Origin of the sequence: Streptomyces venezuelae ATCC 10712 (assembly GCF_008639165.1) — a bacterium.
In the GTDB taxonomy this organism is placed as follows: domain Bacteria; phylum Actinomycetota; class Actinomycetes; order Streptomycetales; family Streptomycetaceae; genus Streptomyces; species Streptomyces venezuelae.
Genome location: NZ_CP029197.1, coordinates 8,023,763 through 8,041,985, shown reverse-complemented (window position 1 = coordinate 8,041,985; position 18,223 = coordinate 8,023,763). Strand labels below are relative to the sequence as shown.

General features: G+C 74.5%; 20 protein-coding genes. 7 read left to right on the top strand and 13 right to left on the bottom strand.

Features of this window, described 5'->3' with window-relative positions:
• Positions 1-64 precede the first annotated feature (64 nt).
• Together DEJ43_RS36570 and DEJ43_RS36565 are read right to left on the bottom strand one after the other, a co-directional pair.
• Complete coding sequence (locus DEJ43_RS36570; RefSeq protein WP_167537149.1) at positions 65-280, bottom strand: hypothetical protein; 216 nt, start codon at positions 278-280, stop codon at positions 65-67.
• A 30-nt stretch (positions 281-310) separates the two neighbouring features.
• Complete coding sequence (locus DEJ43_RS36565; RefSeq protein ID WP_015038495.1) at positions 311-919, bottom strand: DUF6629 family protein; 609 nt, start codon at positions 917-919, stop codon at positions 311-313.
• 98 nt (positions 920-1,017) lie between these two features.
• Here DEJ43_RS36565 and DEJ43_RS36560 point away from each other — a divergent pair, with 98 nt between their 5' ends.
• Positions 1,018-1,539 (top strand): AMIN-like domain-containing (lipo)protein, encoded by a 522-nt coding sequence (locus DEJ43_RS36560; protein WP_015038494.1) that lies wholly within the window; start codon positions 1,018-1,020, stop codon positions 1,537-1,539.
• Positions 1,540-1,602: 63 nt separating this feature from the next.
• Here DEJ43_RS36560 and DEJ43_RS36555 read toward each other — a convergent pair whose 3' ends face one another.
• The 5 genes from DEJ43_RS36555 to DEJ43_RS36535 all read right to left on the bottom strand — a co-directional run bounded on the left by DEJ43_RS36555 (position 1,603) and on the right by DEJ43_RS36535 (position 5,750).
• Positions 1,603-2,112, bottom strand: coding sequence for an NUDIX domain-containing protein (locus DEJ43_RS36555; RefSeq protein WP_015038493.1), 510 nt, complete (start codon positions 2,110-2,112; stop codon positions 1,603-1,605).
• A gap of 145 nt (positions 2,113-2,257) precedes the next feature.
• Entirely contained in the window at positions 2,258-2,938 is a 681-nt protein-coding gene (locus DEJ43_RS36550; protein WP_015038492.1) for a response regulator, read from the bottom strand.
• Positions 2,935-4,212 (bottom strand): sensor histidine kinase, encoded by a 1,278-nt coding sequence (locus DEJ43_RS36545; protein WP_041663295.1) that lies wholly within the window; start codon positions 4,210-4,212, stop codon positions 2,935-2,937. The genes DEJ43_RS36550 and DEJ43_RS36545 overlap by 4 nt, the downstream gene beginning before the upstream one ends.
• A gap of 99 nt (positions 4,213-4,311) precedes the next feature.
• Positions 4,312-5,181, bottom strand: a complete 870-nt coding sequence (locus DEJ43_RS36540) for a YhjD/YihY/BrkB family envelope integrity protein (protein WP_015038490.1) — start codon at positions 5,179-5,181, stop codon at positions 4,312-4,314.
• 95 nt (positions 5,182-5,276) lie between these two features.
• Positions 5,277-5,750 carry a winged helix-turn-helix transcriptional regulator gene (locus DEJ43_RS36535; protein ID WP_015038489.1) on the bottom strand — a complete coding sequence of 158 codons (474 nt, stop codon included), beginning with the start codon at positions 5,748-5,750 and terminating at the stop codon, positions 5,277-5,279.
• Between the two features lie 112 nt (positions 5,751-5,862).
• Between DEJ43_RS36535 and DEJ43_RS36530 the strand changes: the two genes are divergently transcribed.
• Positions 5,863-6,378, top strand: a complete 516-nt coding sequence (locus tag DEJ43_RS36530) for a PaaI family thioesterase (RefSeq protein ID WP_015038488.1) — start codon at positions 5,863-5,865, stop codon at positions 6,376-6,378.
• A 30-nt stretch (positions 6,379-6,408) separates the two neighbouring features.
• On the opposite strand, the gene DEJ43_RS36525 is transcribed toward DEJ43_RS36530, so the two are convergent.
• Positions 6,409-6,741, bottom strand: a complete 333-nt coding sequence (locus tag DEJ43_RS36525) for a luciferase domain-containing protein (RefSeq protein WP_051025990.1) — start codon at positions 6,739-6,741, stop codon at positions 6,409-6,411.
• A gap of 293 nt (positions 6,742-7,034) precedes the next feature.
• Between DEJ43_RS36525 and DEJ43_RS36520 the strand changes: the two genes are divergently transcribed.
• From DEJ43_RS36520 to DEJ43_RS36505, 4 genes are all read left to right on the top strand, one after another.
• On the top strand, positions 7,035-7,904 hold the full coding sequence (locus DEJ43_RS36520) for an AAA family ATPase (RefSeq protein ID WP_015038486.1): 870 nt from the start codon (positions 7,035-7,037) through the stop codon (positions 7,902-7,904).
• A gap of 29 nt (positions 7,905-7,933) precedes the next feature.
• Complete coding sequence (locus tag DEJ43_RS36515) at positions 7,934-9,322, top strand: VWA domain-containing protein (RefSeq protein ID WP_041664586.1); 1,389 nt, start codon at positions 7,934-7,936, stop codon at positions 9,320-9,322.
• Positions 9,323-9,492: 170 nt separating this feature from the next.
• A complete protein-coding gene (locus DEJ43_RS36510) occupies positions 9,493-9,705 on the top strand; it encodes a DNA-binding protein (protein WP_015038484.1) in 213 nt (70 codons plus the stop codon).
• Positions 9,706-9,779: 74 nt separating this feature from the next.
• Positions 9,780-10,364, top strand: a complete 585-nt coding sequence (locus tag DEJ43_RS36505) for a nucleosidase (protein ID WP_150500116.1) — start codon at positions 9,780-9,782, stop codon at positions 10,362-10,364.
• A 39-nt stretch (positions 10,365-10,403) separates the two neighbouring features.
• Here the strand turns inward: DEJ43_RS36505 and DEJ43_RS36500 are convergent, their stop codons facing one another.
• The 5 genes from DEJ43_RS36500 to DEJ43_RS36480 form a co-directional block, all read right to left on the bottom strand.
• Positions 10,404-11,588, bottom strand: a complete 1,185-nt coding sequence (locus DEJ43_RS36500) for an alpha/beta hydrolase family protein (RefSeq protein WP_015038482.1) — start codon at positions 11,586-11,588, stop codon at positions 10,404-10,406.
• A gap of 192 nt (positions 11,589-11,780) precedes the next feature.
• The gene (locus DEJ43_RS36495) at positions 11,781-13,730 is read right to left on the bottom strand and encodes a CocE/NonD family hydrolase (protein ID WP_233448034.1); all 1,950 of its coding nucleotides are present in this window, start codon (positions 13,728-13,730) and stop codon (positions 11,781-11,783) included.
• A gap of 183 nt (positions 13,731-13,913) precedes the next feature.
• Positions 13,914-15,026: a PP2C family protein-serine/threonine phosphatase gene (locus DEJ43_RS36490; RefSeq protein ID WP_015038480.1), complete on the bottom strand. Its 1,113-nt coding sequence runs from the start codon at positions 15,024-15,026 to the stop codon at positions 13,914-13,916.
• A 1-nt stretch (position 15,027) separates the two neighbouring features.
• The gene (locus DEJ43_RS36485; protein WP_015038479.1) at positions 15,028-16,605 is read right to left on the bottom strand and encodes an MFS transporter; all 1,578 of its coding nucleotides are present in this window, start codon (positions 16,603-16,605) and stop codon (positions 15,028-15,030) included.
• Positions 16,602-17,213 (bottom strand): TetR/AcrR family transcriptional regulator, encoded by a 612-nt coding sequence (locus DEJ43_RS36480; protein ID WP_015038478.1) that lies wholly within the window; start codon positions 17,211-17,213, stop codon positions 16,602-16,604. Before DEJ43_RS36480 ends, DEJ43_RS36485 begins: the two co-directional genes overlap by 4 nt.
• A gap of 319 nt (positions 17,214-17,532) precedes the next feature.
• Here DEJ43_RS36480 and DEJ43_RS36475 point away from each other — a divergent pair, with 319 nt between their 5' ends.
• Complete coding sequence (locus DEJ43_RS36475) at positions 17,533-18,117, top strand: TMEM165/GDT1 family protein (RefSeq protein ID WP_015038477.1); 585 nt, start codon at positions 17,533-17,535, stop codon at positions 18,115-18,117.
• Positions 18,118-18,223: the final 106 nt, after the last annotated feature.

Here is an 18,223-nt window from a genome sequence, read left to right as displayed (position 1 = left end):
CGGGGCGCGTCGGTGCCCCGCGTCCTTCGGGGACGCGGGGCACCGGTCGGCACGTCGGGCACGGTCAGAGGAGGCCGCCGGTCCCGGGGGCCGGGAGGGTGCCTTCGGCACCCTGGACGGTCTCGTCGAGGACGGTCCCGACCCCCTGGTCCTCCTGGAGCAGGCCGGTGGCGCCGCCCAGCGGGTTCTCGGTGGCGCTGGCCTGCGGCGGAGGCGTGACGAGGGCGGTGACGACGCCTGCGGCGAGGGAGGCGATGGCGAGCATGCTGCGCTTCTTCATGACCGGGTCAACTACTGAGCGGGCGAGGAGTTACGGCCGTCGCCGGATCCAGCGGAGCAGCAGCAGGGAGGCGACGGCGGCGAGGGCGCACCAGGTGGAGAGGAACTCGGTGCGCCACAGCAGCGCGCAGAGGGCCGCTCCGGCGCCGGTGACGAGCCCGAGGAGCCGCAGGAGCCGGTCGCGGGCGAGGAGCAGCGCGCCGACGGTGGCGAGGAGGTAGCCGGCCAGGACCAGCGGTGCGTACGGCAGGTCGACGGCGTAGCCGAGGGTGTGGCCGCGGATCTCGGCCGTGACGGGGCGGGTGGCGAGGCGGTACGCGAGGAAGCCGGCGGTCGCGGTTCCGGCGGCGAGCGGGGCGAGCAGGCGCGGCCGGTCGGCGGGGCGGGCGGCGGCGAGGACTCCGGCCGGTACCCACAGGGGCAGCAGGGGCAGGGCGATCACCGCCCAGGCGAGGGTGGCGGGTCCGGTCCCGCCGCCGCCGTGCCAGACGGCGGCCTCGACGATCTGGTGGGCGCCGAGGAGCAGGGGCAGGGCGGCGAGCGGCGCGTCACCGGGGCGGCGTACGGAGGCGAGGGAGGCCACGCCCACGGCGGCGATCCCGAGGCCCGCCCAGAGGTCGGCCGTCGCACTCCAGCACATAGCGCACTTTTACCGCAAACTGGATGGAACCGTACTGTTGCGGTGGATGTCTCTGCCAGTGACACCACTCTCCCCGGAGCAGAAGAACGGGGGACGTCATGCACCACCGACACACCCTCGCGGCCGCCGCCGCAGGCATCCTGTTGACCGCCGGAATCGGCGCCACCCTCCCCGCGGGCGCCGCGAACGCCCCGACCACGAGCGCTTCGACCCCGGCCACGGCCCAGGTCGTCAACGTCCGCTGGGGCGGCCACGCGTCCTTCGACCGGCTCGTGATCGACCTTCGGGGGACCGCGCCCCAGGTCACCGTGCGCCAGGTCGGAGCGCTGCACTACGACGGCTCGGGAGAACGGGTCCCGCTGGCAGGGAAGTACTTCCTGGCCGTCGTGCTCTCCCCCGCGACCGCCCATGACGACGCCGGCCGGTCCGTCTACCAAGGACCCCGTCTGACGAAGATCGACCTGCCCGCGCTCAAGGGGGTCGCCCTGACCGGTGACTTCGAGGGCATGGTCTCCATCGGAGCCGCTTTCGACACCAAACCCGCCTTCAAGACCTTCCTGCTGCACTCGCCCGAACGCGTCGTGGTCGACATCGCCCACCCGGTGGGCTGCCGGGCCTGACGCCCGACCCGGGGGTGGGCACCGGCCCTCCGGCCGGCCTCACCCCCGTACCGCCCCGCTCGGCTACGTCCGGTCCCCGTCGGGGCCGGTCTCCAGATACAGCGGCGTCCCGGTCCTGCGGGCCCGGTCGATGCCCGCGAGCCGGGCGAACTCGCTCGGCTCCATCTCCCGCTCCCACTCGTCCAGGGTGCGCAGGCTGTACTCGCTGTGCTCCTCCGGGTCGAGGACGACGGCGGCGATCTGGTCGTCCGTCAGCTCACCGCCGTCGAAGACGAAGCCGATGTGGTTGGCGGGCCAGTCCTCGCCCCGGTCGGTGACGAAGTGGGTGCCGAGCAGCCGCGGCGCGCCGGTGAAGGTGAGGCCGGTCTCCTCCTGGCACTCCCGCACCGCCGTCTCCCACGGGGTCTCCCCCGGGTCCATGTTCCCGCCCGGCCACTGCCACATCTCGCTGCGGTAGCTGGCCCGCAGCTGGAACGGGCGGCCGCGGGTGTCGGTGAAGTAGAGGCAGGCGTACGCCGTCGCTCTCGGCAGGGTCGCGACGTACTCGACGGGCGGCAGCCAGATGTTCGCCATGGGCGGCTCTCTCTCGACGGGCCGATGGGATCACCTCATCCAAGCGCTCCGGCGGACCGCGCCGGTCCGCTCGGGGGTGGATCACCGGATCGTGTGATCACTTTCCCGCCGGGCGGGCCGGGGCCGCCGCCGGCGTACGCGGCCGTCAGTGCGCCGAGACCAGACCCGCCTCGTACGCGATGATGACCAGCTGCACCCGGTCGCGGGCGTTCAGTTTGGCCAGCAGCCTGGTCACATAGGTCTTGGCGGTGGCGACGCTGATGTGGAGTTCGGCGGCGACCTCCGTGTTGGACAGGCCGCGTCCGACCAGGGTGAGGACCTCGCGCTCGCGGTCGGTGATCCCCTCGGCCCGGCGCCGCGGGACGGCGGGCGCGGTCCGCGGGCGGTCGGTGAACTCCTTGATGAGGCGCCGGGTGACGCCGGGGGCGATGAGGGCGTCGCCCGCGGCCACGACGCGGACGGCGGCGAGGATGTCGTCCAGGGCCATGTCCTTGACCAGGAAACCGGACGCGCCCGCGTGCAGCGCCCCGTACACGTGGTCGTCGTCGTCGAAGGTGGTGAGCACGACGACCCGGGCGCCGGTGGGGCCCTCGGTGATCAGGCGGGTCGCCTCGATGCCGTCCGTGCCGGGCATCCGCAGGTCTATGACGACGACGTCGGCGCCGGTCTCCGCCGCGACGCGGACGGCCTCCGCGCCGTCCGCCGCCTCGCCCACGACGACCAGGTCGGCCGTGTCGCCGATGACCATCCGCAGGGCGGTGCGCACCAGGGGCTGGTCGTCGGCGAGGACGACCCGTACGGGGCGCTCGGTGGTGGTCTCGCTCATCGGGTGGTGGCTCCTGTGGGGAGGGGAAGGCGGGCGGTGACGCGGAAGCCGCCGCCGGGGCGGGGTCCCGCGGTGAACTCTCCGTGCAGCAGGGTGACGCGTTCCCGCATCCCGACGAGGCCGTATCCCGATCCGTCGCCGGGGCGGGGCCGTTCGCGGTCCTGCTCCCGGTCCCGGGCGGGGCCGGAGCGGAGGCCGGCCGTGGTGCCGGGGTCTTCGACGGTGACGACCAGGGCCCGCGGGTCCCGCTGGTCGACGGTGACCGTGCAGGAGTCGGCGGCCGAGTGCCGTACGACGTTGGTGACGGACTCCTGGACGACGCGGAAGGCGGAGAGGTCGACGTCCTGCGGCAGGGCGCGGGGCTCCCCGACGCGGTGGACGGCGACGCGGACGCCGGCGGCCTCGGTGACCTGGGCGAGCCGGTCGAGGACGGCGAGGCCCGGCATCTCGGGGAGCCCGGCGTCCTCGGCGGTACGGGTACCGGGCTCGCCTGACTCGTCGGTGCGCAGCGCCCCGAGCATGCGGCGCAGACCCGCCAGGGTCTCGCGGCTCGCCTTCTCGATCTCGCCGAGGGCCTCCCGGGCCTGCTCGGGCCGCTTGTCCAGGACCCGCCGGGCGGCGCCGGCCTGGAGGGCGACGATGCCGATGCTGTGGGCGACCGAGTCGTGCATCTCGCGGGCGATGCGGAGGCGTTCGGAGGTGACGGCCTGCGCGGCGGTCTGGGCGCGGGTCCGTTCGGCGTGCACCCGGTTCTGCTGCTCCGAGCGGCCGAGCAGCCAGGCCACGGCGGCGGTGAGGCCGACGGCGAGCGTGCTGGTGGTGCCCGCGCTCCAGCCCGCGAGCACCCGGACCAGGAGGAAGGCGGCCAGCAGACCGAGGGCGAGCAGCAGGGCCCGGACCGCTTCACGGGGCGGCCGGGTGGCGGCGATGACGTACAGGGCGACGTCCACGGCGAGATATTGGGCGAAGGGGATCGCGGTGACGCCGAGCGGGAGGCTGGTGAGGACGGCGGCCCCGAGGAGGAAGCGGAGGGCGGCCGCCGGACGGCGCGTCAGGAGGGCGCTGCCGCGCAGGGCGAGGGCGGTGCCGAGGAACATCATCGTGAGGCCGTCCCAGCGCAGGAAGACGACTCCGGCGAGGACGTCGGCCGACTCCTGGCCGGGCAGTCTGACCCGTAGCAGGCCGGTGAAGAGCATGCCCGCGAGCCAGGCGGTGGCGGCCCACCCGCCGGGAGTGAACCTCCTGAGGAACTGTGCTGACGGGGTGACGGACATGCGGTGATCGTAAAGGGGGAGCGGGGCGGCGGTCATCGGACCCGGGGTGTACGACCGGGGGTGACACGCGGCGACGCCCCGACGGGCCGGTCCCCCGGGTCACGCCCCGGTGGCGGGCGTGCGGCGCAGTCGCCGGCCGAGCAGGTGCTCGTGGACGAGGCGGCCGACGAGGGCCCCGCCGTACACGACGAAGCCGACGCCGACCAGCCAGGACTGGAGGACGAGGACCGTGCCGAACTGACCGTACGTCACCGCGTTGGAGGCGATGAGCGGGGAGAACACCAGCTGGGAGAAGACCCGCAGGCCGAGGAGGCCGAGCGCGGTGAGCACGGCCCCGGGGGCGAGGGCGCGCCAGCGGATGCGGCCGCAGAGCAGGAAGCGCTGGGACCACCAGAAGAAGAGGAAGGTGCCGATCAGATCGCCGATGGCGACAAGGCCGGTGATCACGGCCGGGGATTCGGCGGGGGCCGGGGTGGCGACGAAGAGCAGCAGACAGGCGACGAGGACGGCGAGCCAGACGACGTGCCGCCACATGGTGTGCCAGCGGGCCGTGGGGAGGTCCCAGGCCCGCTCGTACCCGGTCTGTACGGCGGATCCGAAGGTGACGCCGAACGCGGCGAGGGCGGCGAGGCCGAAGGCGGTGGTGCGCTGCAGGGCCTGGCCGGGCTGGCCGAAGAGCCGCTCGACCTCCTCCTGGGAGACCTCGGAGACGCCGAGGCCCTGGACGAGCCAGCGGGCGAAGCCCTGGCCGCTGGCGAGGTCGGCCGCGGCGACGACGATGAGGAGCGGCACGAGGGTGAGCAGGCTGAGCGCCGCGAAGCCCATGGCGCGGTGCATGAGTTCCATGGCCCGGCCGCGGTTCCAGGCGAGCCCGACGGGCGAGGCGAGGACGCGGGTGTGGAACCGCTGGAGCCAGTGGCCGTGTTCGGTGGGGGCACCGTCGTGCGGCGGACCGGGTGTGGAGGGCATGCCTCGTGAGGTACCCGGCCGGGCGGCCGGACATCGCAGGAGTAGGGCCGAACGGGTGCCGGGGGCCGTCGTCGGTCACAGGACCGGCGCGGGGCTCAGGACCGGCGCGGGCGGGCGGCAGGGCCGGGGCGGACGGTGACGTCCCGGGCGCCGAGGGTGGCCTGTTCCTCGCCCTCGCACCGGACGACGACGCGGACGGGCGCTCCGCAGTCGGTGTGCCGGATGTCCAGGACCGGGCCCTCGGGTTCTCCGGCGTGGGCGTCGCCCCACTGCTTCAGGGCGAGGAGCACGGGCCAGAGGTCGACGCCCTTGGCGGTGAGCCGGTACTCGTAGCGGGTCCTGGCCCCGGGTTCGCGGTACGGCTCCGCCCGCAGCACGCCGGCCGCGACCAGTTTGCGCAGGCGGTCGGCGAGGACGGCCTCGGACAGGCCCAGGTGCCGTCGGAACTCGTCGTAGCGGCGGACGCCGTTGAAGGCGTCCCGCAGGATCAGCAGGGTCCACTTCTCGCCCACGAGGTCCAGGGCGCGGCCGACCGGGCAGTTCTCCGTGTCCGTCTCCAGCCACTTCATCGTCCCACTGTAGCCACCTGACTGCGTCGTTGACAGTCAGCTTTCACGAGGGCTAGCTTCGCTGTACAGAGCCAGCCGGACATCGGCCGGTCGCGAAGGGCGGAGAGTGGTCATGGGGCGGACGCGGACGATCGAGTGGGAGGACGCCGGAGCCACCGCGCGGGCCGCCGGGACCATGGCGGGCCTGGACTTCCTGCGGGAGATGGTCGCGGGGCGCCTGCCCGGCCCGCCGATCGCCGCGCTGCTGGGCTTCGGGCTCGACGAGGTCGAGGACGGCCGGGCCGTGTTCGTCTTCGAGCCGGGCGAGGAGCACTACAACCCGATCGGCAGCGTCCACGGCGGCGTGTACGCGACCCTGCTCGACTCGGCGGCCGGCTGCGCGGTCCACTCGACGCTCCCGCTGGGCACCGCGTACACCTCGCTCGACCTGTCGACCCGCTTCCTGCGGCCGATCACGATGTCCACGGGCAAGGTCCGGGCGATCGGCACGGTCATCTCGCGCGGACGCCGGACGGCGCTCGCGGAGGCCGGTCTGTACGACGCCGAGGACCGGCTGCTCGCTCACGCGACCAGCACGTGCATGCTCTTCCCCGTCCCGGGCGACGGTTCGGGGAGCACGCGCGCGTAGCGCCGGAAACGGCGGCTGTACGGGTCGGGCTCAGCGGTCCCCGGGAACCGGACGGGTGCGCGTGCAGCCGTCCGGAGCCACATCGGGCGCGCCGCTGGCCTGGAGCGCCGCGCTCACCAGGGTGGCGAGCAGGTCGATGTCCGACCCCATGTCCAGGCGGACCGTGATCCACCCCGATCCGGCCCGCAGCCGAACCGCGCTCGACCCCAGGAGGGCCGGGCGCAGCTTGGCGACCATGGCGCGGGTGAGGTGGACGTCGGCCTCGTGCTCGCTGTGGAAGTGCACGATCTCCTGCGTCGCCGTGCCCAGTCCCACTGCGGCGCCGCAATGGGCGCGGGCGGGGGTCAGCGAAGGCCAGCTCATCAGACGTTCACTGGCATGCCTGGCCGTGTTCATACCGAGGAGCGTGCCGGGCACCGGGGCCGTGCACAAGCGTCCTGCCGGAAGAATCCCGCTCAGGCGCGAAACACGCCCCGGACAGGGGTCGGGTGACCCTGCGTCACGGCGCTGCGTGGAGCGGAGATGACCCGCTGTCACAGGGCCGGGCGGGCGCGGCGCGGATCGCTCGCGGACGGTTGTGCGTCGGTGTCCGATCTGATCAAGTACAGCAGAGGCTACTGGCCAGTATCGAGATCTCGCTCCCCAGGGGGACCGCCATGACGACCGGATTCTTCAGCTCCGTCGACGACGTCGCCGAACGGCTCGCAGCGACCGGCTACCTGGCGTCACCCGCCGTCGCCACCACCGTCTTCCTCGCCGACCGCCTGGGCAAGCCGCTGCTCGTGGAGGGCCCGGCGGGCGTCGGCAAGACGGAGCTCGCCAAGGCCGTCACCGAGGTGACGGGCGCGGACCTGGTCCGGCTCCAGTGCTACGAGGGCGTCGACGAGTCCCGCGCGCTGTACGAGTGGAACCACGCCAAGCAGCTGCTGCGGATCACCGCCGGGCGGGGCGAGTCCTGGGACGAGACGCGGACGGACATCTTCGGCGAGGAGTTCCTGCTCCCCCGCCCGTTGCTCACCGCGATCCGTTCCGAACGGCCGACCGTGCTCCTGATCGACGAGACCGACAAGGCCGACGTCGAGGTGGAGGGCCTGCTCCTGGAGGTCCTCGGCGACTTCCAGATCACCGTGCCCGAGCTCGGCACGATCACCGCCGTCCGGCGGCCGTTCACGGTGCTCACGTCGAACGCGAGCCGCGAGCTCTCCGAGGCGCTGCGCCGCCGCTGCCTCTTCCTGCACATCGGCTTCCCCGAGGAGGAACTGGAGCGGCGGATCGTCACCCTCAAGGTGCCCGGGCTCGACACCGCGCTCGCCACGTCCGTGGTGCGGGTCGTGGGGGCCCTGCGGGCGATGGACCTGCGGAAGGTCCCGTCGGTGTCGGAGACGATCGACTGGGCCCGCACCCTGCTCGCGCTCGGCGCGGACCGGCTCGACGAGCAGGTCGTACGGGAGACCCTGGGCGTGCTCCTCAAGCACCAGGAGGACATCGTGAAGGCCGCCGCCAAGCTCGACCTGGAGGCGGTGTGACCCCCGGGGACTCCGCCCCGGGCGCCGCGATCGCGCCCGCGACGGAACCGGCCGGGGCCGTCGCGCGGCTCACCGGCCTCGTCGCGGCCCTGCGCGACCACGGCTTCGGGATCGGGACCGGCGAGACCGTGGACGCCGGTCGGGCCCTGGAGGCCGTCGGGTTCACGGACCGAGAGCGGGTCCGGGAGGCGCTGGCCGCGACCCTGCTGCACTCCGAGTTGCAGCGCCCGGTGTTCGACCGGGTCTTCGACCTGTACTTCCCGCTGGGCCGCGCCGACGCGCCGGACGAGGCGTACGGGAACACGCCGGCCGCGCTCGCGGCCCTCCGCGAGCGCCTCGCGGAGGCCCTCACCGCGGGCGACGGAGCGGCCCTGGACAGGCTGGCGGCCGAGGCGGTCGCCGGGTTCGGCGGGTTCGGCTCCACCCCGGGCTCGGACGGCTGGTCCTCGTACCAGACGCTGTCCAGGCTGCGCCCCGAGACGCTGCTCGCCCGCGTACGGGAGCGGCTCAGGACGGCTCCCGGGCCCGAGGACCCCGAGTTCACCGAGCGGCTGCTCGACGACGAGATCCGGCGCCGGATCGAGGCCTTCCGCGAGCGGGTGCGGACCGAGGCCCGGCGGCGCGTCGCCGAGCGGCAGGGCCGGGACCGGGTCGCCCGCCGCGCGGTCGCGGGCACGGCGGACTCCGTGGACTTCCTGCTGGCCGGCCGGGCCCAGCTGGACGAGTTGCGGCGTACGGTACGGCCGCTGGCGCGGAAGCTGGCCACCCGGCTCGCGGCCCGGCGGCGCCGGGCGGCACGCGGGGAGATCGATCTGCGGCGGACGCTGCGCCGCTCGCTGTCGACCGGCGGCGTGCCGGTGCGACCGGTGCTGCGGCGGCGCCCGCCACGGCGGCCCGAGCTGGTCCTGCTGTGTGACGTGTCCGGCTCGGTGGCCGGTTTCGCCCAGTTCACGATGTTGCTGGTGCAGGCCCTGCACGACCAGTTCAGCCGGGTGCGGGTGTTCGCCTTCGTCAACCGGGTGGACGAGGTGACGGGGCTGATCGCCCGGGGCGCGGCGGACCCGGCGGGGCTCGGCGATCGCATCCTCGCGGAGGCGGAGCTGACCGGCTGGCACGGGCAGAGCGACTACGGGACGGCGCTCGGGGAGTTCGCCGACCGGTACGCGGAGGCGCTCGGCCCGCGCTCGGTGGTCTTCGTCCTCGGGGACGCCCGCACCAACGGGGCCGACCCGAACCTCGCGGCGCTGAGGCGGATCGCCGGCCGGGCCCGCCGGGTCCACTGGCTGAACCCCGAGCAGCCGTCGCTGTGGGGCACGGGCGATTCGGTGGCGCCGGCGTACGCGGAGCTGGTCGAGATGCGCCCCTGCCGGAACGCCCGGCAGCTGGGCGCGCTGATCGGCCGCCTGCTGCCGGTGTAGGGCTGGGCCTCAGCCGGAGGCCGGTGTAGGGCTGGGCCCGAGCCGGAGGCAGCCGGTGCAGGGCTGAGCCTCAGCCGGAGGTCGAGCCTGAGCCTCACGCTCGACCTGAGGCTGAGACATCGCCTCCGCACGACACGCCCCCGCGCTCCCCCGCGTGGCACGATCGGTGCATGGCGACCACCGGATCCGACCGTCCCGAGACGGAGTTCCCCCGCGCGATCGGCGCGCCCGCAACCCGCGCGCTCGCCGCGGCCGGGTACACCCGGCTCGACCAGCTCGCGGGCGTCCCCGCCGCCGAGCTCGCCGCGCTGCACGGCGTCGGCCCGAAGGCGCTGCGCGTGCTCGGCGAGGTCCTCGCGGAGCGCGGCCAAGCCCTGGGCTGAGCCCCGGCCGGGTCACCGGGCGAGTTCCGGTCCCGGGTGTACGGCGGCCGGGGCCTCGAACTAGCGTGACCCCCATGGAACTTTTGGGAGAGATCACGGCCGACCGGCCCCTGCTCGTCCTCGCGGTCAAGGAGGAGGCGCAGTACCTGGACACGGCGCTTCCGGTGCTGCTGACCGGTATGGGCAAGGTGAACGCGGCGACCTCGCTCGCGACCGTCCTCGGCCGCGGCCCGCGGCCGTCCGGGATCGTCAACCTGGGGACGGCCGGGGCGCTGCGCCCGGGCTGGACCGGGACGCACGTCGTCGGCACCGTGCTCCAGCACGACCTCGACGGCGAGCTGCTCGCCACACTGACGGGCGAGACCTACGGGGCGCCGCTGTCGCTCCCGGACGGCGGTGACGTGGTGCTCGCCACCGGCGACGCGTTCATCTCGGACGAGGCTTCCCGTGCCCGGCTCGCCGAGCGGGCGCCGCTGGTCGACATGGAGGGGTACGCGCTCGCGGCGGCCGCGGAACTCGCCGGGGTGCCGCTGCGCATCGTGAAGCACGTCAGCGACGAGGCCGGCGACGGCGCCGCGCGCACCTGGCGTGACGCGGTCGCCGAGTGCGCGCGGGCCCTTGCCGACTGGGCGGCGGAGAACACCCCGTACCGCTCCTGAGAGGGGCGACGCTCCTGGGCGGCCGCCGTCGGCGAGCGGTCAGCGGTGCTGGAGGTGGACCTCCGGGTTCGCCGACGACGGGCCGTCCAGGATCGGGCGCGGAAGTCCGCGCAGGTGCCGGTCGAAGAAGGCGGTGACGTAGGTCCGGGTGACGGCGACGGCCCGCGCGGCGGGCAGGTCGGGGCCGGGCAGCCCGAACTGGTCCTGGATCACGGGGTAGTCGGAGAAGGAGAGGTGCTCCGCTCCGGCCACGGTCACCCAGCGCTTCCAGCCGTCGAGCCGGGACCACGTCCGGTCCCAGCTGGCGTCGGTGCCGCCGGGCAGGTGCGTGCCGTCGTGGGTGCCGAGCATCATGAACGGGCGGCCGCGCAGGCCTTCCGCCGGGAGCTCCTCCCAGAAGGAGCCGTCCATGTTGACCCCGGCGTCGATGCGCGGGTCGGCCGCCATGGCGGTGGCCGCGCTCGCGCCGCCGATGGAGTGCCCGGCCATCCCCACCCGGCGGGCGTCGATCACGCCGGCGTGGCGCCAGGCCGGGCGCGGCCCGGTCAGCCGGTCCAGGACGAACCGCATGTCGGCGGCGCGGGTGGAGGTGACCAGGCTCCCGGTCGCCCCGCCGTCGTCGAGCGCCGTGCAGGCCACGCAGGTGAGGGTCCGGCCGCCGGGGAAGGCGGCGCCGTACGCCTCGTAGGCGTGGTCGACGGAGGCCACGACGTAGCCGCGTGAGGCGAGTTCCTCGGCGAGGTGCGTGACGGTCCAGCGGGCGCCGCCGAAGCCGGGCGAGAGCAGCACGAGGGGGTGGCGGCCGGGGGCGGGGCGGGCGTCGGTCCGGCTGTGGGTACGCATCCGGGCGAGCGCGTCGGCGGGGACGGCGGCTCCGGTCCCCAGGGACTCGGTCAGCAGCCGCGTCTCCTCGGGGGTGGCGTACGGCGCGGGGCGGCCGCCGCCGTGTCGTGCGGCCGGGTAGTGGAGGGTGACCATCAGTTCGCGTCCGTCGGCGCTCGGGACCCACGGGTCGGTGCGGGACCGGTCGACGAGCGGCAGGACGGTGCTGCCGATGGAGTGGGGTCCGGTGGGCGCGGGAAGCGCGGCCCGGGTGGCGAGCGGCGCCGTGGCGAAGGCGGTGTCGGGGGCGGCCGCGGCCGGCGCGGCCGTGGCGAGGGCGGCGGGTAAGGCGAGGGAGCAGGCGAGGAGGGCGGCCGCTGCCGTCCTGGTGAATCGGATCATGAAAGTACGCTAGGCGGCCGTGGGGGGCCCGGCGTCCGACTCGGGGCCCATGTTCCGTCCACCCAGGGGCTGATGCGCGGTGACGGGACCGCGGGGCCGCACGCCTCGTCCTGGAACGGCCACGGGTGGCACCACGGGTGGGCGGGCACGCGCGCGTGGCGCCGCGTGCCCGCCCCCGTACGGCCTCGGAGGTCAGCCGAGCGGCAGTTCCAGGAAGGACGGTTCGCCCTCGGGTGAGCTGAGGACCGTCTGGGTCCAGGTGACGGAGGCGTCGCCGTACAGCGGGTCCTTGCTGTCGACGACCAGCATCAGCCGGTGGCCGGAGGCGATGTCGTAGGCGGCCGCCTGAAGGTTCCAGCTGACGGTGGTGTCCTGGTCGGGCGTCAGGCCGTAGACGTTGAGCGGCTCGTGGCTGATGATCCGGGCGGTGTCGTCCTCGGCGACGTCCAGGAGGTGGGCGTACAGGCTGGCGGAGGTGGCGGTGGAGCGGACCGTGAGCCGCAGCCGCGGGATGCCCCGGATCCGGCGGCCCGGCGCCGCCTCGCCGTCGGGCGAGACGAGCGGTTCAGTCGTCCACGCGAGCGCGTGCCTGCGGTCGATCTTGCGGGTGTCGTAGATCTTGGGGTTGCCCCACCACTCCGCCTGACCGGTCTTCATGATCGCGTCCATGGCGGTGGCCTCGGTGTCCACGCCCGCGAGGAACGCGCGCCGCCAGCCGCTCTCGCCCGCCTCGGGCGCCCCGCCGCCGACGGGGATGAGCCGGCCGTCGGCGCCGCCCGCGCCGTCGCCGGTGAGGCCGAGTACCTCGGTGCTCCGGGTGACCTCGCTCCAGCCCGCGCTGCTCTCCCGGCGGGCCTCCCTGACGATCCGGTTCTCGCCGGTCGGTTCACCGGTCTCCGGGTCGAGCACGGGCTCGGTGACGTACGTGAACATGACCTGGTTGCAGACCTCCTGCCAGTCCTCCACGCCGTTGCGCTCGCCCTTGAGGTGGTGGTCGAGCCAGGCGTACGCCTCGGCCATGGGCTGGTTGACCTCGCCGCGGACGGTGGGCGGGCCGATGAGGGCCGGGCCCTCGGGCGCGGCGTGGTCTCCGATCCACATGTTGAGCCGCTTGGGCACGTCGAGGCCGTTGAACGTCTCCAGGGTCTGGTTGACCGCGAAGAGGCTCTCGTGCCAGGTGTTGGAGAAGAAGGTGGGCGTGCCGTTCTCGTTGGTCAGGTCGAGGTACGACTCAGGGGCCCGCAGCCGGCCCCACTCGACGACGGCGTCCAGGTTCCGGTCGGCCTGGAAGTCGGCGAGGATCTCCTGGTTGGCCTCGTCGAACTTGGACTCGACCGGCCCGCCGGTGAGGGCGAGGAGGGCCTTCACGGCCGCGAGGTGGCGGGTGTTGTGGTCGTACAGGCTGGTCGCGAGGTTGCCCCAGGTGCTGAGGGCGACGACGGCGGCGACCCGGTCGTCGTGGGCGGCGACGAGCTGGCTGATGCCGGAGCCGTAGGACTCTCCCATGAAGCCGATGACGCTCGGGGCGAAGCGGTCGACGGCGAAGTCGATGACCGCGGAGCCGTCGGCCCAGTCGTGGGGTCCGGCGACGTCGATCCGGCCGCTGGAGGTGGAGGGCAGGCCGGGGATGCCGAGCCCTCGGGGGGTGTAGGCGAGGACGTGGTAGCCCTTGCGGGCGAGGACCAGGTACGACCAGAGGAACAACGGCCAGCCGAAGGGGGTCCAGCCGGCCGGGACGACGACGAGCGGGTGCGGGCCCGGGTCGAGCCGGCGCAGGCTGAAGGCGGAGAGGCGGACGCCCTCCGACGCGCCTTCGATGCGGTGGTACGCGGGCAGCGCAAGGCCGCGCACCTCCTCGACGACCGCGGCGAGTTCCGCCGGGAGCAGCGCCGCGGCGGTGTCGACGCCCTCGGCGGTGCCGGTGCCCGCGGCCCCGTCGCTTCCGTCGGTGGTCGCGCCGAGGAGGGCGTTGGCGAGGGTCTGGCCGAGCCGGACGGCGCCGGGGTCCACCGTGCCGTCGGCGGCCCAGAGGCCGCGGCCGGTGATCCGGGAGGTCTCGGCGGCGGTCAGCGGCGCCGTGACGTCCGGGAAGCCGGGGAAGTGTTCGGACGAGCCGGTGGTGAAGGGGTTCTCCTGGGGCACGTGCACCCGTTCCTCTCGACTGGGCTGGTGGCTGTCCGCGATGCGGACGGTCGCAAGCCTCACGTATGGGCGGCGGAGCGGCCAGAGCGCACGAACGGCGCACGTGTCACGCAACCGGTCGGGAACGACACAAGCCGCCCCGAAGTCGATGTTTGGGGACGGCGGGCCGGGGTGGTGTCGGGGTCAGCGGGGCCCGGGTGGATACACCACGAGCAGGGCGGCGACGTCGTCGTCCAGGCCTCCGGCGCCGTAGCGGGTGAGGTCCTTGTGGAGGAGGTCCGGGAGTTCCGTGTCCGGTTCCCGTGCCCAGCCGCGCAGGCGCAGTTCGAGCGGGTAGAACGTGCCGGCCTTGTCGCGCGTCTCGCTGACCCCGTCGGTGTAGAGGAGCAGCCGGTCCCCCGGGCCGAACGGCACCTCCTCGATGCGGTGGTGGGAGTCGGCGAGGCCCGCGAGGTTGACCGGCAGCGAGGGGTCGGTGAAGGTCACGGGCTCGACCTCGGCCCCGCGTTGGAGCAGCGGGGCGGGGTGGCCGCAGCTGAGGAGGCGGGCGGTGTCCTCGCCGTCGGGGAGTTCCACGAGGACGACGGTGGCGAAGCGTTCGGCGGCGTCGGAGTCCGGGTCCCAGGCGCCGTAGCGGGCGAGGCCCTCGTCGAGCCGGTCGGCGAGCCGGGCCAGGTCGGGGGCGTCGTTGACGGCGGCCCGGAAGGAGCCGAGCAGGACGGACGCGGTCTCGACCGCGCCGAGGCCCTTGCCCTGGACGTCGCCCAGCATGATGCGCACGGCGCCGGGGATGCGTACGGCCTCGTAGAAGTCGCCGCCGATCCTGGCCTTGGCCGCGGCCGCCACGTACAGCAGGTGGAGGTCGTAGCGGCCGAGGCGGTCGGGGAGCGGGCGCAGCACGACCCGCTGGACGACCTCGGCGACGGCGGTGAGTTCGCGCAGGTCCTGGTCGTAGCGGGTGCGGACGTGGCTGACCCAGGCCGCGGCGGCGGTGACCCCGGCGATCACGGTCAGGTTGGCGACGAGTTCGGGAGCGGCGGCGGACTCACCCCGGATGACGCTGAGCAGCAGCCGGGCGCCGATCGCGAGCACTCCGATGCCGATCGTCCCCGGCACGCTCCAGGTGACGGCGGCGAGCGCCGGCGCGGCGACGAGGAGCCGGTCGAAGCGCTCCCGGTCCGGGGTGAGCAGATCGGCGACGAAGGTGAGGGCCAGGACCAGAAACGGCAGCGCACGGCCGATGTTGAGCTGGGTGCGTGCCGGTGTGTCGGGGCGGCCCCGCTGACCTGCTGGCATTTCATGATCGTACGCAGATTCGGCGGGCGGGCCGGGGTGGCGGGGGCCCCGGGCGTGTCCCCCGCCGCTGGGCGGCGCCGGGCAGGGCGAGTGCGGCGGGGAGCGCGAGCGCGGCGATCACGGTGAGGGCCGGGAGCGCCGCGCCGTGTGCCGGGACGAAGCCGCCGCCGGGGACGAGGGCGACCAGCAGCGTCGCGGTGGCGACGCCGAGCGCGGGCCCGATGTTCATCGCGGTCTGCTGGAGGCCGCCGGCGACACCGGCGTGGGCCTCGGGGGCGCGGTGCACGACGACCGAGGTCGCGGTGACCATCAGGGTGACGAAGCCCGCGCCGAGCAGTGCCGCGCTCACCCCGACGGCGAGGGCGCCGGCCGCCGCGTCGAGCCGGGAGAGGAGCAGCACCCCGCCGGTAAGGAGGGCGGCGCCCGCCGTCGCCGTGCGCCGGGGGCCGAAGCGGCGCTGGAGCGGCGGGCAGAACGGCGCGCCGAGCACCATGAGGGCGGCGAGCGGCAGGACCCGCAGGGCGCAGCCCAGGGGGTCGAGTCCCTGGACGTCCTGGAGGAAGTAGGTCGCCACGAAGAGGGTGCCGAACAGGGCGGCGGAGGCGGCGAGGAGCACGGCGAGGCCCGCGACGACGGGCCTGCTGCGGAGCAGTTCCGCGGGCAGCAGGGGGTGCGCGGTCCGGCGCTCGTGCCGGGCGAGGAGCAGCCCCGCGCCGACGGCCGCGGCGCAGGCGAGCAGTCCCGCTTCCGTCCGGCCCGGCCGGGCGGCCTCGACGAGCCCGTGGACGAGCAGTCCGAGCGTGACGGCTAGCAGCAGGGCACCGCCGGGGTCGAGCGCGGCGCGGGCCGCCGAAGGCGCGGGCGGGGTGGACCGGGGGCGGGCGGCGTCACGCGGGTGGGCGGCGCCACGCGGGTGGGACGCGTCACGGGGGCGGGCGGCGCCACGCGGGCGGGCGGCGCCACGCGGGTCGGACGCGTCACCCGGATGGAACGCGTCACGCGGGTGGGCGGCGCCACCCGGATGGTTCGGCTCGCGGGTGGTGAGGGCCAGGAGGCCGATCGCGAGGGCCGGGGGTACGCCGAGGAGGAAGACCGCGCGCCAGCCGTACGCGGAGACGAGCGCGCCGCCGACGAGCGGGCCCGCCGCGGCGGCGAGGCCGATCGCGGCGGTGCGCACGGCGATCGGGGTGCCGAGCCGTTCGGGTGGATAGGCGGTGCGGAGCATGCCGAGGGTGGCGGGCTGGAGGAGCGCCCCGCACACCCCCTGGAGCACCCGGAGGGCGATGACCGCGCCGATGCCGGGAGCAAGCGCGATGCCGGTGGAGGCGGCGGCGAAGCCGAGGGCGCCGACGGCGAAGACCCGGCGGTGGCCGTAGCGGTCGCCGAGGCGGCCCGCGAAGACCAGGAGGCTCGCGACGGCGATGAGGTAGCCGGTGCTGGTCCACTGGACCTGGCCGACCGCCGCGTGCAGGTCGTGTTGGAGGGCGGGCTGGGCGACGGTGAGGACGGTGCCGTCCAGGGCGACGACGGCGGCGCCGACGACGCTGCATGCCAGGACGGGGGCGCGGCGCGGGGTCACCTGCCCGGCTCCGCCGGGCCGAGGTGGGCGTCGAGGGCGGCCGCGAGGAGGGGCGCCGGGTCGTCACCGCCGGTGGCGAGCGGGAGGCTGCCCCAGTGCCAGAGCTGGGCGATGCCGTGGAGGTTGGCCCAGAGCGCGCCGGCCAGGACGGCGGGCTCGGGGGTGTCGGGGCGTGCGCGGGCGACGAGTTCGGTGAGCCGGCCGAAGAGCGGCAGGCTCGTCTCGCGGAGTCCGAGCCGGCCGCTCTCCAGCAGGTCGTGCCGGAACATCAGCTCGTACATGCCGCGTCGGTCCGTCGCGTAGTCGAGGTAGACGCGGGCGAGGAGGGCGATGCGTTCCCTCGGTGCGGCGGTGCCGGGGTCCGCCTCGGCGACCCGGGCGGCCAGTTCGGCGAAGCCCTGGCGGGCGATAGCGGAGAGGAGGTCGAGGTGGGTCGGGAAGTGGCGGCGGGGTGCTCCGTGGGAGACGCCGGTGCGGCGGGCGATCTCGCGCAGCGAGAGGGCCTGGGCGCCTTCGGTGTTCACGAGCTCGACGCCGGCCCGGACGAGCCGGCCGCGCAGGCCGTCGTCGTCCGCGCCGGGCTGATGATCTTCGGGTCCGTCGTTCATGGACACTGTCTACCAAGATCGAGTAGACACTGTCTACCGATCGCCGTAGACAACGTCTACTCACTCTCGCGCCCCCGTCCGCTACACTGAGGGACTGCGAAGGGGAGTAGCCCTGCGAATCGGTCGTCGACATACTGGAGCCCTCGGGTTCCCGGTGACCGGGTCCGCGTGACGCGGACGGGCGAGACCTTCGGCCAGGCATCAACCGCGTCCGCGCTTCCGTGGGCGTGGTCCGTCATGCCGGGCCGAGTGGTCCTCCCGTCGCCCACCGAGGCGCCGTGCCGAGTCCACGGGCCCGGACCGAGCAGAGAGCCCCGGTATGCACCTCGACCCCTTGGCGATCCTCACCGCCTTCGGGCTGATCTTCCTCGCCGAGCTTCCCGACAAGACGATGTTCGCGTCCCTCGCCATGGGCACGCGGATGCGTCCCCTCTATGTCTGGATCGGCACCTCGACCGCCTTCCTGGCCCATGTCGCCATCGCCGTGGGAGCCGGCAGCCTGCTCGGGCTGCTCCCCGGCTGGTCCGTGAAGCTGGTCTCGGCCCTGTTGTTCGGCTTCGGCGCGTTCATGCTGCTGCGCGGCGGGGGCGACGACGACGAGGCCGACGAGGGCGGCAAGACCGTCACGGGCTTCCTGCCCGTCTTCTCGACCGCCTTCATGGCCGTCTTCATCAGCGAGTGGGGCGACCTCACCCAGATCACCACCGCCAACCTGGCCGCCACGAACGGCACCTGGTCGACGGCGATCGGCTCGCTCGCGGCCCTGATGAGCGTCTCCGCGCTCGCCCTGGTCGCCGGCCGGTTCATCGCGAAGCGCGTTCCGCTCAAGACCGTGCAGCGCATCGGCGGCATCTGCATGGCGGGACTCGCGATCTGGTCCCTGACCGAGGTCTTCACCGGCTGACGCCGCTCGCAGGCCGAAACGGCTCCGGCCCCCACCCGAGAGGGTGGGGGCCGGAGCCGTTCCCGGCGGGTACGCCGTCGCGCGACCCCGGCGCCGAGCCCGCGCG

Coding starts and splice junctions, on each gene's coding strand:
- DEJ43_RS36475 (WP_015038477.1), top strand. CDS start 17,533: ATGCACCTCGACCCCTTGGCGATCCTCACCGCCTTCGGGCTGATCTTC.
- DEJ43_RS36560 (WP_015038494.1), top strand. CDS start 1,018: ATGCACCACCGACACACCCTCGCGGCCGCCGCCGCAGGCATCCTGTTG.
- DEJ43_RS36535 (WP_015038489.1), bottom strand. CDS start 5,750: ATGAAGTGGCTGGAGACGGACACGGAGAACTGCCCGGTCGGCCGCGCC.
- DEJ43_RS36540 (WP_015038490.1), bottom strand. CDS start 5,181: ATGCCCTCCACACCCGGTCCGCCGCACGACGGTGCCCCCACCGAACAC.
- DEJ43_RS36520 (WP_015038486.1), top strand. CDS start 7,035: ATGACGACCGGATTCTTCAGCTCCGTCGACGACGTCGCCGAACGGCTC.
- DEJ43_RS36490 (WP_015038480.1), bottom strand. CDS start 15,026: ATGCCAGCAGGTCAGCGGGGCCGCCCCGACACACCGGCACGCACCCAG.
- DEJ43_RS36500 (WP_015038482.1), bottom strand. CDS start 11,588: ATGATCCGATTCACCAGGACGGCAGCGGCCGCCCTCCTCGCCTGCTCC.
- DEJ43_RS36505 (WP_150500116.1), top strand. CDS start 9,780: ATGGAACTTTTGGGAGAGATCACGGCCGACCGGCCCCTGCTCGTCCTC.
- DEJ43_RS36510 (WP_015038484.1), top strand. CDS start 9,493: ATGGCGACCACCGGATCCGACCGTCCCGAGACGGAGTTCCCCCGCGCG.
- DEJ43_RS36525 (WP_051025990.1), bottom strand. CDS start 6,741: ATGAGCTGGCCTTCGCTGACCCCCGCCCGCGCCCATTGCGGCGCCGCA.
- DEJ43_RS36480 (WP_015038478.1), bottom strand. CDS start 17,213: ATGAACGACGGACCCGAAGATCATCAGCCCGGCGCGGACGACGACGGC.
- DEJ43_RS36530 (WP_015038488.1), top strand. CDS start 5,863: ATGGGGCGGACGCGGACGATCGAGTGGGAGGACGCCGGAGCCACCGCG.
- DEJ43_RS36555 (WP_015038493.1), bottom strand. CDS start 2,112: ATGGCGAACATCTGGCTGCCGCCCGTCGAGTACGTCGCGACCCTGCCG.
- DEJ43_RS36550 (WP_015038492.1), bottom strand. CDS start 2,938: ATGAGCGAGACCACCACCGAGCGCCCCGTACGGGTCGTCCTCGCCGAC.
- DEJ43_RS36570 (WP_167537149.1), bottom strand. CDS start 280: ATGAAGAAGCGCAGCATGCTCGCCATCGCCTCCCTCGCCGCAGGCGTC.
- DEJ43_RS36565 (WP_015038495.1), bottom strand. CDS start 919: ATGTGCTGGAGTGCGACGGCCGACCTCTGGGCGGGCCTCGGGATCGCC.
- DEJ43_RS36545 (WP_041663295.1), bottom strand. CDS start 4,212: ATGTCCGTCACCCCGTCAGCACAGTTCCTCAGGAGGTTCACTCCCGGC.